The sequence below is a fragment of the Streptomyces sp. NPDC008092 genome, from assembly GCF_042957285.1.
Taxonomy (GTDB): Bacteria; Actinomycetota; Actinomycetes; order Streptomycetales; family Streptomycetaceae; genus Streptomyces.
The window spans coordinates 1-14,686 of the sequence record NZ_JBIBHY010000013.1; the positions used below are offsets into that span (position 1 = coordinate 1).

Sequence of the window (14,686 nt, forward strand, 5' to 3'; positions counted from 1 at the left end):
ACGCCCGGTTACATTCCGAACCCGGAAGCTAAGCCTCACAGCGCCGATGGTACTGCAGGGGGGACCCTGTGGGAGAGTAGGACACCGCCGAACAATTCTTCAAAGGGTTGGATCTGGAACTTCGGTTCCGGGTCCAACCCTTTTTTGGTTTGCGTAACGTGTCGTTCACGTTCCGCGCCGAGCATCCCAGCATGGGTACTGCTGCAATGCTCAGGGCCGCCGGTGTCGGAGTCGGCGACGAGGTCATCGTGCCGGCCTTCGGGAACGTCGAAGTCGCCGAGGCCGTGACACTGGCCGGTGCGCTTCCGGTGTTCGCCGACATAGATCCGCTGACCTACTGCCTCGACGTGACGGCGGTGGAAGCGGCCGTAACTGCCCGTTCCGCAGCGGTGGTTGTCGTGCACCGGTTCGGACGGTGGGCCGATGTCCGGCGGTTGCGTGAGCTGGGTCAGCGGCACGGGCTGCTGGTGCTGGAGCAGGGTGAGTCGGAGGCGCCGTACGACGAGATCGCGCAGCGCCGGCAGCGGGCCTCCTACCTCGATGCGAAGCTCCGTGGTGTGCGGACACCCGACGGTGGTGACGGGCACACCTACCAGCAGTACGTCGTGCGGGTGCCGGGGAACGGCCGGCCCGACCGGGATGCCTTCGCTCGGGCCCTGCGCGGCAAGGGAGTTGACTGCCGGGTACCGGTGAAGACGCCTGTGCACCGGCTGCCGGAATTCCGTCGCTGTGTCTCGCTGCCGGAGACCGAGGTGGCCTCGGACGAGACGCTGGCGCTGCCCGTGGACGCGGCGTTGACGAAGCGGGAGATGCAGCGGATCGTGTCCGCCTGCAATGCGCTCGGCGGACTGCTTCAGCCCGCCTTCTGAACGAGTTTGGGAACTCGGGCCTGTTCGGGGTATGATCTATTCCGTTGCGGCGGGGGAAACCTCGAAAAGGCAACAGGCCCCCATAGCTCAGTCGGCAGAGCGTCTCCATGGTAAGGAGAAGGTCAACGGTTCGATTCCGTTTGGGGGCTCCGATCGAAAGGCCTCGCCCGTAAGGGCGAGGCCTTTTTCATGCCCTCTTTCCCCGTCCCCCTCAGTCCTTCTGGAGACCGGGGACCCGCATCGCCAGGATGGCCATGTCGTCGGACGGGGCGTCCGACGCGAAGCGTTCCACCGCGCGCATGATGCGTGCGGCGACCGCGCCCGCCGTAAGGCCGGTGCAGGTCGTCAGGACGTCCGCGAGGCCGTCGTCGCCGAGCATGCGCGTGCCCTCCCGGCGTTCCGTCACGCCGTCCGTGACGCAGAGGAGGACGTCGCCCGGGTCGAGGGTGACCGTCTGCTCGTACAGCTCCAGGTCCTCGATGACACCGAGCAGAGGCTGCGGCTCTGCGGCCGCCTCCACGGTGCCGTCCTGACGCAGGCGCAGGGGGAGCGGGTGGCCGGCGCAGACCACCTTCATCTCCGCGCTGCCGTCCTCCTGGGGGCGCATCTCGCCGTACAGGAGGGTCAGGAAGCGGCTGCGGGCTCCCTCGTCGAGGATGGCCGAGTTGAGGCGCTCCAGGACCGCGGGGCCGCTGAGTCCCTCGCGGGCCAGCAGGCGGAGCGCGTGCCGGGCGAGGCCGGTCACGGCGGCCGCGTTGGGGCCCGTACCGCAGACGTCGCCGATGGCGAAGCCGTACGCGTTGTCGGCGATGGGGAAGACGTCGTAGAAGTCGCCGCCGACCTCGTTGCCCTCGCCGGCCGCGCGGTAGATGACCTCGACCTCCATGCCCTCGATGTGCGGGGTGCCCGGGGGCAGGAGGCTGCGCTGGAGGGCCTGGCTGATGGCTGTGCGCTCCGAGTACAGGCGGGCGTTGTCCAGGGCCAGGGCGGCCCGGCGGGAGAGGTCCTCGGCGAGTTCCAGGATCTCCTGGCGGAAGTGTTCGTCGGTGGGCTTGCCGAGGGTGAGCATGCCGATGACGCGGTTGCGGGCGACCAGGGGGAGGACCACGGTCTCGCCGCCCACGGCGGAGGCCGTGGCGAGTGTCGGGCCGATGCCGGAGGAGACCTGGCGGGTGGGGCCGCCGGTCAGGCCGAGGCTGCGCATGGAGCTGCGCAGGGCGGCCTGGTGGGCGTGCTCGCCGGGGGCGGTCCAGACGCGGGCGCCGGGGGTCGGTACCGGGTCCGGCGGGGGCACCTTGGAGAGCAACGACTTGATGCCGTCGATGAGTTCCTCGTCCTCGTGCAGGACGTAGGACAGGTACGGGTCGGAGGCCTGGTCGGCGATGGTGTAGACGGCGCACCAGGTGGCGAGGGTCGGGACCGTCATCTGCGCCATCAGGGCGAGGGTCTGGTCGCGGTCCAGGGTGCCGGCGAGCAGGTCGGAGGCCTCGACGAGGAAGCTGAGCGAGCCGCGGCGCAGCCGTTCCAGCTCGCCGAGGCGGGCCGACTCGACGGCCAGGGCGATGCGGTCGGCGGCGAACTGGAGGCGCAGCGCCTCCTCGTTGGAGTACCTGCCCGGTGCCTCGGCCGCGACGCCCAGGGAGCCGGTCAGGCGTCCCTCGACCTTCAGCGGCACGGTGACGACCGAGCGCATGCCGGTGCCGGCCAGGAGGGGGACCGCGCCGGGAACGGCCGCCAGGTCGTCGTGTACGGCCGGCATGCGGGCCGAGCCGTAGCGGCCGGGGCCGGCTTCCACGGGCACGCGCGCGAAGCGCTGTCGGGCCGAGGGGAGCCCGGTGGAGGCGCGGACCTCCAGTTCGGTCTCGTCGTCGGTGGCGAGGAGCAGGAAGGCGGAGTCGCCGTCGAGCATGTCGCGGGCGCGTTCGACCGTGCGCTGGAGGAGGCCGTCGAGGTCGTCCGGGGCCGGGGAGCCGATGAACACCTCGAAGGGGTCGCTGCTCTGGCCGTCGGGGGCGCCGCCGGCGTCGGAGGCGGGGACGCGCAACGGGGTCTGGAGGACGGCCCGTTCGTGGTCGCGGACGAGCAGGCAGACCGTGGAGGGCTCGCCGCCGGTGTCACGGACTCTCAGGTGCGAGGCGTAGACGGGGGTCACGCGGCCGTCGGCGCCGCGGATGCCGTAGCTGCCCTCCCAGCGGGAGAGCTGGAGGGCCTCGGCGATGCCGGTGCCGGTGCCGGGGGTGTGCGGCCAGGCGGCGAGGTCGGTGAGGGGTTTGCCGGTGACCTCGGCGGCGGTGTGGCCGAAGATCTCCTCGGCGTCCTCGTTCCAGGCGGAGACGGAGCCCTTGCGGTCGATCTGGACGACCGCGACCCGGACCCGGCCGTCGGCGAGGGGCAGCAGGTCGGCGGGGAGGGACGGTCCGGCCGCGCGGGTGCCCACCGGGCGTTCGGGGAGGTCCAGCTGGAACCAGACATTTTTGTACGTGGACGTGTATTCGACACCCCAGCGGGCGGCGAGGGCCGCGCAGAGCTGCAGTCCGCGGCCGCCCTCGCGGTCGGGGCTGCCCATGTTGACGGCGGAGCCCTGGAGCGGGACCTCGCGCTCCGGGTAGCGGTCGGCGACCTCGATCCGCACCCCGTCGTCCGTGCGCAGGCACAGGACGTCGGCGTGGGTGCCGGCGTGCACCACGGCGTTGGTGACCAGTTCGCTGGTGAGGACCACGGCGTCGTCGACGACGTCCGCGAAGCCCCAGCCCTGGAGGGTGTCGCGGACGAAGGACCGGGCGGTCGCGACCGATCGCCCGACGGGCTCGAAGCTGGCGGCCGCGCGCGCGGTGATCACAGAACTCCTCGACCGGGTCTCGACATGCGGGCCTGCCTGGCCGGGCTGGTGCCGCTGTTGCGGCATGCGCTCGCCCGTGGGCCGTGGCTCCGGGTTGTGTCCCCCGGGGATCACTCCGGTGGTCATGGTCTGCGGCCGCCCCTCCGAATGCCCGCTCGTTCTCGTGCCACCGCCCAGGCCGGACGGACCGGTGCGGCTGGACAGCCGCATGCAAGGTTACTTACCTTCGCCGTCCGAGCGGATGCCGGTCGCCAGTGTTTACGCCCCCAGGGTGTGCGGACGATGTGCGAAGCTGCCGAACTGTTATGGCCTGGTTCGGTGAGGGTGAAACACTGGGCAAGCTTCTGATGAAGGTGCGGTCAGCCCGAATGCGTTGTGTGCAGGGCGGGCAGCAGCCCCTGGTGTGGCCGGATGTCGTCCGGCGGAGATACGCAGCAGTAACTGGTACGCCGGAGTAAGCGGTACGCCGAGTATGGCGGTGTCCGAGCACAGCAGTAACGGTCGACCCCTGCGGGAGGGACACAGTGGAGTCTGGCGCAGCGGCGCGGGGCACTAAGGCGCGTGCGAAAGGCGGACCGTCCCTGAGCAGGCAGCGGGGCGGTGACGGGACCACCGCGGTGGACACGGCGTCCCTGAACCGGTTGCTGGTGGCGCTCGTGGCGATGCGGGACGGCAACTTCCGCAAGCGGCTCACGGTGTCCGGGGACGGCGTGATGTCGGAGATCGCGGCGGTCTTCAACGAGGTGGCCGACCGCAATCTCCACCTCACGGGTGAGCTGTCGCGGGTACGGCGTGTCGTGGGACGTGAGGGAAAGCTCACGGAACGGCTGGAGACGGGCGCCTGCGAAGGTTCCTGGGCGGCCGCCATCGACAACTCCAACGCTCTCGTCGACGACCTGGTGCGGCCGGTCTCCGAGGTCGGCCGGGTCCTGACGGCGGTGGCCGAGGGTGACCTGTCGCCGCGCATGGAGCTGCGGTCGCCGTCGGCGGACGGGGCCGGGCATCCGCTGCGCGGTGAGTTCCTGAAGGTCGGCCGGACCGTCAACAACCTGGTCGACCAGTTGTCGACGTTCACCGACGAGGTCACGCGGGTGGCCAGCGAGGTGGGTACCGAGGGCAAGTTGGGCGGTCAGGCCCGGGTGCGCGGTATGTCCGGTTCGTGGCGTGATCTCACGGACTCGGTGAACACGATGGCGTACCGGCTGACGGCACAGGTGCGGGACATCGCGCTCGTGACGACGGCGGTCGCCAAGGGTGATCTGTCGCGGAAGGTCACGGTCCAGGTCGCCGGCGAGATGCTGGAGCTGAAGGAAACCGTCAACACGATGGTGGACCAGCTGTCGGCGTTCTCCTCCGAAGTGACCCGGGTCGCCCGCGAGGTGGGTACGGACGGCATCCTGGGCGGCCAGGCGAACGTGCCCGGTGTGGCGGGTACGTGGAAGGAACTCACCGACTCCGTCAACACCATGGCCGGCAACCTGACGGCCCAGGTGCGCGGGATCTCGGAGGTGACCACCGCGGTCGCCAACGGTGACCTGTCGCGCAAGGTCACCGTTCCGGCGCGCGGTGAGGTCGCGCAGCTCGCCGAGACGATCAACCAGATGACCGAGACGCTGCGGATCTTCGCGGACGAGGTCACGCGCGTGGCCAACGAGGTCGGTGGCGAGGGTCGGCTGGGCGGGCAGGCGAACGTGCCGGGCGCGGCGGGCACGTGGAAGGACCTGACGGACTCCGTCAACACGGTCTTCCGGAACCTGACCACCCAGGTGCGCGACATCGCCGCCGTGACGACGGCCGTGGCCAACGGTGATCTCTCGCAGAAGGTCACGGTCGACGTGGCCGGCGAGATGCTGGAGTTGAAGAACACCGTCAACGGCATGGTTGATCAACTGTCGTCGTTCGGTGCCGAGGTCACCCGCGTGGCCCGGGAGATCGGTGTCGAGGGTGAGCTGGGCGGTCAGGCGCAGGTGCCCGGAGCCGCCGGTACCTGGAAGGACCTGACGGACTCCGTCAACACCGCGTTCCGCAACCTGACCGGCCAGGTCCGCAACATCGCCCAGGTGACGACGGCGGTGGCCAACGGCGACCTGTCGCAGAAGGTCACGGTCGACGTCTCCGGCGAGATGCTGAAGCTGAAGAACACCGTGAACACGATGGTGGACCAGCTCTCCAGCTTCGCCGACCAGGTGACGCGGATGGCCAGGGACGTGGGCACCGAGGGCCGGCTGGGCGGCCAGGCGCGCGTGGACGGCGTCTCGGGCACCTGGAAGGAGCTGACGGACTCCGTCAACTTCATGGCCGGCAACCTGACCTCGCAGGTGCGGCAGATCGCCCAGGTGACGACGGCGGTGGCGCGGGGCGACCTGTCCCAGAAGATCGACGTCGACGCGCGCGGCGAGATCCTTGAGCTGAAGAACACGATCAACACGATGGTTGATCAACTGTCCGCCTTCGCCGACCAGGTCACCAAGGTGGCCCGCGAGGTGGGTACGGAAGGACGGCTGGGCGGGCAGGCGCAGGTGCCCGGTGTGGCCGGTGTGTGGCGGGATCTGACGGATTCCGTGAACGGCATGGCCGGCAACCTGACGGCCCAGGTGCGCAACATCGCCCAGGTCGCCACGGCGGTGGCCCGCGGTGACCTCTCCCAGAAGATCACCGTGGACGCGCGCGGTGAGATCCAGGAGCTGAAGAACACCCTGAACACGATGGTCGACCAGCTGTCGTCGTTCGCCCAGGAGGTCACGCGCGTGGCGCGCGAGGTGGGCACCGAGGGCATCCTCGGCGGCCAGGCCGAGGTGCAGGGGGTCGCGGGCACCTGGAAGGACCTCACCCAGTCCGTGAACTTCATGGCGAACAACCTGACCATCCAGGTGCGCAACATCGCCGAGGTCACGACCGCGGTCGCCAAGGGCGACCTGTCGAAGAAGATCACTGTTGACGCGAAGGGCGAGATCCTTGAGCTCGTCACGACGGTCAACACGATGGTCGACCAGCTGTCGTCCTTCGCCGAGCAGGTGACCCGGGTGGCCCGTGAGGTGGGCACCGAGGGCATCCTGGGCGGTCAGGCGCACGTTCCGGGTATCACGGGTATCTGGAAGGACCTCAGCAACAACGTGAACCTGATGGCCAACAACCTGACCACTCAGGTGCGCAACATCTCCCAGGTCTCGGCGGCGGTCGCCAACGGCGACCTGACGCGGCTGGTCACCATCGAGGCGAGCGGTGAGGTGGCCCAGCTCGCCGACACGATCAACCAGATGGTGCGGACGCTGAGTTCGTTCGCCGACCAGGTCACCAAGGTGGCCCGTGAGGTGGGCACGGACGGCATCCTGGGCGGCCAGGCGCACGTACCGGGTGTGGCGGGGACGTGGAAGGACCTCACCGAGTCGGTGAACCAGATGGCGTCCAACCTGACCGGCCAGGTGCGCAACATCGCGATGGTCACCACGGCCATCGCCAAGGGCGACCTGACCAAGAAGATCGACATTGACGCCCGCGGCGAGATCCTCGAACTCAAGACGACGATCAACACGATGGTCGACCAGCTGTCGAGTTTCGCCGAGGAGGTCACCAGGGTCGCCCGGGAGGTGGGCACCGAGGGGGCGCTCGGCGGGCAGGCACGCGTGCGTGACGTCGACGGCACCTGGCGGGACCTCACCGAGTCCGTGAACGAGATGGCCGGGAACCTGACCCGGCAGGTGCGTGCCATCGCGCGCGTGGCGACCGCGGTGACCCGCGGCGACCTGAACCTGAAGATCGACGTGGACGCGTCCGGTGAGATCCAGGAACTCCAGGACTACATCAACAAGATGATCGCCAACCTGCGCGACACCACGGTCGCCAACCAGGAGCAGGACTGGCTCAAGGGCAACCTGGCCCGGATCTCCGCACTGATGCAGGGCCGCCGCGACCTGGTGGACGTGGCGTCCCTGATCATGAGCGAGCTGACGCCGGTGGTGACCGCGCAGCACGGCGCGTTCTTCCTGGCGATGCCGCTGGTCGACGGCAAGGACACGAACGCCGAGAACGAGGACGCCTACGAGCTGCGCATGCTCGGTTCCTACGGCTACTCGATGGGCTCCATGCCGACGTCGTTCCGGCCCGGTGAGGCGCTGATCGGGACCGCCGCCCAGGAGAAGCGCACGATCCTGGTGGAGAAGGCGCCCACCGGCTACCTGAAGATCTCCTCCGGGCTCGGCGAGGCCCCGCCGGCGCAGGTGATCGTGCTTCCGGTGCTGTTCGAGGGCAAGGTGCTCGGCGTGATCGAGCTGGCGTCCTTCACGCCGTTCACGCAGATCCAGAAGGACTTCCTCAACCAGATCGCCGAGATGATCGCGACCAGCGTCAACACCATCTCCGTCAACACCAAGACCGAGGTGCTGCTGAAGCAGTCGCAGGAGCTGACCGAGCAGCTCCAGGAGCGGTCGGCCGAACTGGAGAACCGGCAGAAGGCCCTGCAGGCGTCCAACGCCGAACTGGAGGAGAAGGCCGAGCTGCTGGCCCAGCAGAACCGGGACATCGAGGTGAAGAACACCGAGATCGAGGAGGCCCGGCAGGTCCTGGAGGAGCGCGCCGAGCAACTCGCCGTCTCCATGCGCTACAAGAGCGAGTTCCTCGCCAACATGTCGCACGAGCTGCGCACCCCGCTCAACTCGCTGCTGATCCTGGCCAAGCTGCTCGCCGACAACGCCGAGGGCAATCTGTCGCCGAAGCAGGTGGAGTTCGCCGAGACCATCCACGGCGCGGGCTCGGACCTGCTCCAGCTGATCAACGACATCCTGGACCTGTCGAAGGTCGAGGCGGGCAAGATGGACGTCTCCCCGACGCGTATCGCGCTCGTCCAGCTCGTGGACTACGTGGAGGCCACCTTCCGGCCGCTGACCGCGGAGAAGGGCCTGGACCTGTCGGTGCGGGTCTCGCCGGAGCTGCCCGCCACCCTGCACACCGACGAGCAGCGGCTCCTGCAGGTGCTGCGCAACCTGCTCTCCAACGCGGTGAAGTTCACCGACTCCGGGTCGGTGGAGCTGGTGATCCGGCCGGCGAGCGGCGATGTCCCGGTGGGGATCAGGGAGCAGCTCCTGGAGGCCGGTTCGCTCAGCGATCCGGACGCGCCGCTGATCGCGTTCTCGGTGACCGACACCGGCATCGGCATCGCGGCCAGCAAGATGCGGGTGATCTTCGAGGCGTTCAAGCAGGCCGACGGCACGACCAGCCGCAAGTACGGCGGTACGGGCCTCGGTCTTTCGATCTCGCGGGAGATCGCGCAGCTGCTCGGCGGTGAGATCCACGCGCAGAGCGAGCCGGGCCGGGGCTCCACGTTCACGCTGTACCTGCCGCTGCACCCCAGCGAGCTGCCGCCGCAGGGCTACCAGCAGGCCGTGCCCCAGCTGGAGGCCGGGGACCTGGTGGCCTCGCAGAACCTCGCCCTGGAGATGTCCGGCGTGGAGATCGAGACGCCGGCCGAGGTGAAGTCGTACCAGGAGACCCAGAACGGTGCCGCGGCGCTCTTCAGGCGCCGCCGCCGGGGCGCTCCGGTGGCCGAGGCGTGGCCGGTGCTCGCCGAGCAGGACGCGCGGTCCGCGCAGCCGCGCCGGGGCATGCGGTTCGGCGGGGAGAAGGTGCTGATCGTCGACGACGACATCCGCAACGTCTTCGCGCTCACCAGCGTCCTGGAGCAGCACGGCCTGTCGGTGCTGTACGCCGAGAACGGCCGGGAGGGCATCGAGGTCCTGGAGCAGCACGACGATGTCGCGGTCGTTCTGATGGACATCATGATGCCCGAGATGGACGGCTATGCGACGACCCACGCGATCCGCCGGATGCCGCAGTTCGCCGGGCTGCCGATCATCGCGCTCACCGCGAAGGCGATGAAGGGCGACCGGGAGAAGGCCATCGAGTCGGGCGCCTCGGACTACGTCACCAAGCCGGTCGACCCCGATCATCTTCTGGCGGTGATGGAGCAGTGGATGCGCGAGGAGTGACCGGAACGGCCGGGTGTGATGTGAACGTTTCGGGAACCTTCCGTGTGCACGGGGAGTTGCTGACTCAGGGTGGCGGAACCCGTGTAGAAGTGCGGGATTGGGGGAACCTTCTGGTCTCCGGCTGCGTTTCTGCTACGTGCACAGTGACATCGCGGTGACAGGGTGTGGCGACAGGCGGGGTGCGGCTACCATGACCGGCACAAGGACGGGCGGCGAAAGGGAGTCGTCCCCTGGGGCGGCGCCCGGTGCACATCCGGGGCGAGGAGGGCGGGCCATGGTGCAGAAGGCCAAGATCCTCCTGGTCGATGACCGGCCGGAGAATCTGCTGGCGCTGGAGGCCATCCTCTCTGCGCTCGATCAGACACTGGTGCGGGCATCGTCCGGGGAGGAAGCACTCAAGGCACTGCTCACGGACGACTTCGCGGTGATTCTGCTGGACGTCCAGATGCCGGGCATGGACGGTTTCGAGACCGCGGCGCACATCAAGCGGCGGGAGCGGACCCGGGACATCCCGATCATCTTCCTCACCGCCATCAACCACGGCCCGCACCACACCTTCCGGGGCTATGCCGCGGGCGCGGTGGACTACATCTCCAAGCCGTTCGACCCGTGGGTGCTCCGCGCGAAGGTCTCGGTGTTCGTCGAGCTGTACATGAAGAACTGCCAGCTGCGCGAGCAGGCGGCGCTGCTGCGGCTCCAGTTGGAGGGCGGCGGCAAGGGCGCGGTCGCCGGCAAGGAGTCCGCGGGGCTGCTCGCCGAGCTGTCCGCCCGGCTCGCGGCCGTCGAGGAGCAGGCCGAGGCGCTGTCCAAGCAGCTGGACGACGAGTCCGCGGACGCGGCCGCGGTGGCCACGGCGGCCCACCTGGAGCGCAAACTCACCGGCCTGCGCCGGGCGCTCGACGCCCTCGAACCGGGCACCGGCGGCGCCACGCCGTCGCTCCCGTCGCAGAACTGAGCGCGACCGCGGACGCAGTTGTCCATGAGCGCGCGTCAGTTCCGCGCCCCGCGAAGGGCGACACGAACGGGTGAAGCTGTGGGCACACGTGTCCCCTGTCGCATCCCCCGGTAATCTCACACCCATGGCCTCACGTCCCTCGGCAGCCAAGAAGCAGCCCGCGAAGAAGGCCGCTCCCTCGAAGGCTCCGGCGAAGAAGGCCGCCGCGAAGAAAGCCCCGGCCAAGAAGGCGCCCGCCAAGAGGACCGCGGCGAAGAAGTCCGCGCCGGCACCCAAGCCGGCGCCCAGCCCCACCGGGGGTGTGTACCGCCTGGTGCGCGCCCTCTGGCTCGGTGTCGCGCACGCCGTCGGCGCCGTCTTCCGCGGCATAGGACAGGGAGCAAGGAACCTGGACCCGGCCCACCGCAAGGACGGCATCGCCCTGCTCCTGCTCGGCATCGCCCTGATCGTCGCCGCCGGCACCTGGGCCGACCTGCGCGGCCCGGTCGGAGACCTGGTCGAGATCCTCGTCACCGGCGCCTTCGGCCGTCTCGACCTGCTGGTGCCCATACTGCTCGCGATGATCGCCGTGCGGTTCATGCGCCACCCCGAGCAGCAGGACGCCAACGGGCGGATCGTGATCGGCCTGTCCGCGCTGGTCATCGGTGTGCTCGGCCAGGTGCACATCGCCTGCGGCTCGCCCGCCCGCAGCGACGGCATGCAGGGCATAAGGGACGCCGGCGGCCTCATCGGCTGGGCGGCGGCGACCCCGCTGACGTACACCATGACCGAGGTCCTCGCCGTACCGCTGCTGGTGCTGCTCACGGTCTTCGGGCTGCTCGTCGTCACCGCCACCCCGGTGAACGCCATCCCGCAGCGGCTGCGGGCGCTCGGCGCGCGCCTCGGGCTGCTGCACGACCCCGAGCCCGACGACGAGTACCCGGAGTACAGCGAGGACGACGAGCGCTACGACGATCAGTGGCGCCAGGCGCTGCCCGCGCGCCCCCGAAGGCGCTCCGGAGCCCCCCAGGAGTTCGACCCCGACAACGCCGAGCGGGAGGCCCTCGCCAAGCGCCGGGGCCGTCCGCGGCGCTCCGCCGTGCCGCAGCCCGAGCTGGGCCGCCAGATGGACGCCGTGGACGTCGCGGCGGCGGCCGCCGCCGCGCTCGACGGCGCCGTCCTGCACGGCATGCCGCCATCGCCGCTCGTCGCGGACCTCACCCAGGGCGTCAGCGTCGGCGACCGCGAGGACACCACGCCGACACCCGTGCCGGTGCCGAGCCCGAGCCCGAGTCCGGTCCCGGCCGCGCGTCCCAAGCAGGAGAAGCTCAGGGTCGAGCCGGTCGTGGCGGACCTGACCAAGCCGGCGCCCGAGGAGCCCCGCGACCTGCCGCCGCGCGCCGAGCAGCTCCAGCTCTCCGGCGACATCACCTACTCGCTGCCCTCGCTCGACCTCCTCACCCGCGGCGGCCCCGGCAAGGCGCGCAGCGAGGCCAACGACCGGGTGGTCGCCTCGCTCACCAACGTCTTCTCCGAGTTCAAGGTCGACGCCGCCGTCACCGGCTTCACCCGCGGACCGACGGTCACCCGCTACGAGGTCGAGCTCGGCCCCGCCGTGAAGGTCGAGCGGATCACCGCGCTCACCAAGAACATCGCGTACGCCGTCGCCAGCCCGGACGTGCGGATCATCAGCCCGATCCCGGGCAAGTCCGCGGTCGGCATCGAGATCCCCAACACCGACCGCGAGATGGTCAACCTCGGTGACGTGCTGCGGCTCGCCGAGTCCGCCGAGGACGACGACCCGATGCTGGTCGCGTTCGGCAAGGACGTCGAGGGCGGCTACGTCATGCACTCGCTGGCGAAGATGCCGCACATGCTGGTCGCCGGCGCCACCGGCTCCGGAAAGTCGTCCTGCATCAACTGCCTGATCACCTCGGTCATGATGCGGGCGACCCCGGAGGACGTGCGGATGGTCCTCGTCGACCCCAAGCGCGTCGAGCTGACCGCGTACGAGGGCATCCCGCACCTGATCACGCCGATCATCACCAACCCGAAGCGGGCCGCCGAGGCGCTCCAGTGGGTCGTCCGCGAGATGGACCTGCGCTACGACGACCTGGCCGCCTTCGGCTACCGGCACATCGACGACTTCAACAAGGCCGTCCGGGACGGCAAGCTCAAGACGCCCGAGGGCAGCGAGCGCGAGCTCCAGGCGTACCCGTACCTGCTGGTCATCGTCGACGAGCTCGCCGACCTGATGATGGTCGCCCCGCGTGACGTCGAGGACTCGATCGTGCGCATCACGCAGCTCGCGCGGGCCGCCGGCATCCACCTGGTGCTCGCCACCCAGCGCCCGTCGGTCGACGTGGTCACCGGTCTCATCAAGGCGAACGTGCCCTCCCGGCTCGCCTTCGCGACCTCCTCGCTCGCCGACAGCCGCGTCATCCTCGACCAGCCCGGTGCCGAGAAGCTGATCGGCAAGGGCGACGGACTCTTCCTGCCGATGGGGGCGAACAAGCCGACCCGTATGCAGGGCGCGTTCGTCACCGAGGAAGAGGTCGCGGTGATCGTCCAGCACTGCAAGGACCAGATGACGCCGGTCTTCCGGGACGACGTCGTCGTGGGCACCAAGCAGAAGAAGGAGATCGACGAGGACATCGGCGACGACCTCGACCTGCTCTGCCAGGCCGCTGAGCTGGTCGTCTCCACCCAGTTCGGCTCCACGTCCATGCTCCAGCGCAAGCTGCGCGTCGGCTTCGCCAAGGCCGGCCGGCTCATGGACCTCATGGAGTCGCGCGGCGTGGTCGGGCCGAGCGAGGGGTCCAAGGCGCGCGACGTATTGGTAAAACCTGATGAGCTGGACGGGGTGCTTGCTGTGATCCGCGGGGAGTCCGAGGGGTAGACCTGAGGGGTAGACCTGTCTGAGGGCTACGGGCGCCTGCGGGCCGGGTGGTGTCGTCGTCGTGATCCACCCGTTAGGGACCGTCGGGCAACCGTTTCCCTTTGACGTACGTCAAGTTGAGCGAGAGGAAAGGTGTGCACCCCATTCTGGGGCGCGCACCTGACCTGTCATCGGGATGTCGGGCCATACCGATGGCGTACAAAGTCGTACCGCCCGGTTGCCTCACCCTTTCGCACCCCCCATAGACTGAACCTCCAGCACAGGTGGCTACACGCTCGAAAGGCGCCCCCGTGTCCATCGGCAGCAACTCCCCTGAAGACGAGCGTCCGTTCCCAGACGTGTCCGAGGAAAACCGCCCCTCCGTAGGCCGAGCCCTCAAGCAGGCCCGCATCGCCGCCGGGCTGACCGTCGACGACATCAGCGGGAGCACCCGGGTCCGTATCGCCATCGTGCACGCCATCGAGGCCGACGACTTCGCGCCCTGCGGCGGCGACGTCTACGCCCGCGGGCACATCCGGACCCTGGCCAAGGCCGTCGGCCTCGACCCCGAGCCGCTGCTCGCGCAGTTCGCGGCGGAGCACGGTGGTGGGCGGCCCGCGCCGACGCCCGCCGCGCCGTTGTTCGAGGCGGAACGTATCCGCCCCGAGCGGCGCGGACCCAACTGGACGGCGGCCATGGTCGCCGCGATCGTCGTCGTGATCGGTTTCGTCGGCTTCACCGCCTTCAAGGGCGGCAACGGCGACGACGCCAAGCAGTCGGTCGCCGAGGGCCCCGCCCCGTCGACCAGCAAGCCGGTCTCGCCGACCCCGAAGGAGAGCAGGCCGGACAAGACCCCCGAGCCCTCCGACAGCGCGATCGCCGCCGCGCCCCAGGACAAGGTCACCGTCCAGGTCAGCGCGGTCAACGGACGCAGCTGGATCTCGGCCAAGGACCACAACGGCCGGATGCTCTTCGACGGGCTCCTGAAGAAGGGCGAGTCCAAGACCTTCCAGGACAGCTCCAAGATCAACCTGATCCTCGGCGACGCCGGAGCCATTCAGCTCTACGTCAACGGCAAGAAGATCGAGGACCAGTTCCGGCCGGGTGCGGTGGAGCGTCTGACGTACACCAAGGGCGACCCGGAAGTCGGATAATCGTTCGGATTATGCACGTACACAAGGGGTT

At 69.4% G+C, this 14,686-nt stretch carries 6 protein-coding genes, 1 tRNA gene and 1 rRNA gene; 7 read left to right on the plus strand and 1 reads right to left on the minus strand.

Features of this window, described 5'->3' with window-relative positions; genetic code table 11:
• The 3 genes from rrf to ACFZB3_RS35460 all read left to right on the plus strand — a co-directional run.
• A 5S ribosomal RNA gene (rrf, locus tag ACFZB3_RS35450) occupies positions 1-93 on the plus strand; the annotation flags it as partial.
• Positions 94-206: 113 nt separating this feature from the next.
• A complete protein-coding gene (locus tag ACFZB3_RS35455) occupies positions 207-869 on the plus strand; it encodes a DegT/DnrJ/EryC1/StrS family aminotransferase (protein ID WP_391383736.1) in 663 nt (220 codons plus the stop codon).
• A 76-nt stretch (positions 870-945) separates the two neighbouring features.
• Positions 946-1,018 (plus strand) — tRNA-Thr (locus ACFZB3_RS35460).
• A 62-nt stretch (positions 1,019-1,080) separates the two neighbouring features.
• Here ACFZB3_RS35460 and ACFZB3_RS35465 read toward each other — a convergent pair.
• Positions 1,081-3,834, minus strand: a complete 2,754-nt coding sequence (locus tag ACFZB3_RS35465; protein ID WP_391382966.1) for a SpoIIE family protein phosphatase — start codon at positions 3,832-3,834, stop codon at positions 1,081-1,083.
• A 398-nt stretch (positions 3,835-4,232) separates the two neighbouring features.
• On the opposite strand from ACFZB3_RS35465, the gene ACFZB3_RS35470 reads away from it, so the two are divergent.
• From ACFZB3_RS35470 to ACFZB3_RS35485, 4 genes are all read left to right on the plus strand, one after another.
• On the plus strand, positions 4,233-9,689 hold the full coding sequence (locus tag ACFZB3_RS35470; protein ID WP_391382970.1) for a HAMP domain-containing protein: 5,457 nt from the start codon (positions 4,233-4,235) through the stop codon (positions 9,687-9,689).
• 274 nt (positions 9,690-9,963) lie between these two features.
• Positions 9,964-10,644, plus strand: coding sequence for a two-component system response regulator (locus ACFZB3_RS35475; protein ID WP_189262252.1), 681 nt, complete (start codon positions 9,964-9,966; stop codon positions 10,642-10,644).
• A gap of 124 nt (positions 10,645-10,768) precedes the next feature.
• The gene (locus ACFZB3_RS35480) at positions 10,769-13,522 is read left to right on the plus strand and encodes a DNA translocase FtsK (RefSeq protein ID WP_391382973.1); all 2,754 of its coding nucleotides are present in this window, start codon (positions 10,769-10,771) and stop codon (positions 13,520-13,522) included.
• A 290-nt stretch (positions 13,523-13,812) separates the two neighbouring features.
• Positions 13,813-14,655, plus strand: coding sequence for a RodZ domain-containing protein (locus ACFZB3_RS35485; protein ID WP_391382976.1), 843 nt, complete (start codon positions 13,813-13,815; stop codon positions 14,653-14,655).
• The last annotated feature ends 31 nt before the right edge of the window (positions 14,656-14,686 follow it).

Coding starts and splice junctions, on each gene's coding strand:
- ACFZB3_RS35465 (WP_391382966.1), bottom strand. CDS start 3,834: ATGACCACCGGAGTGATCCCCGGGGGACACAACCCGGAGCCACGGCCC.
- ACFZB3_RS35480 (WP_391382973.1), top strand. CDS start 10,769: ATGGCCTCACGTCCCTCGGCAGCCAAGAAGCAGCCCGCGAAGAAGGCC.
- ACFZB3_RS35475 (WP_189262252.1), top strand. CDS start 9,964: ATGGTGCAGAAGGCCAAGATCCTCCTGGTCGATGACCGGCCGGAGAAT.
- ACFZB3_RS35455 (WP_391383736.1), top strand. CDS start 207: ATGCTCAGGGCCGCCGGTGTCGGAGTCGGCGACGAGGTCATCGTGCCG.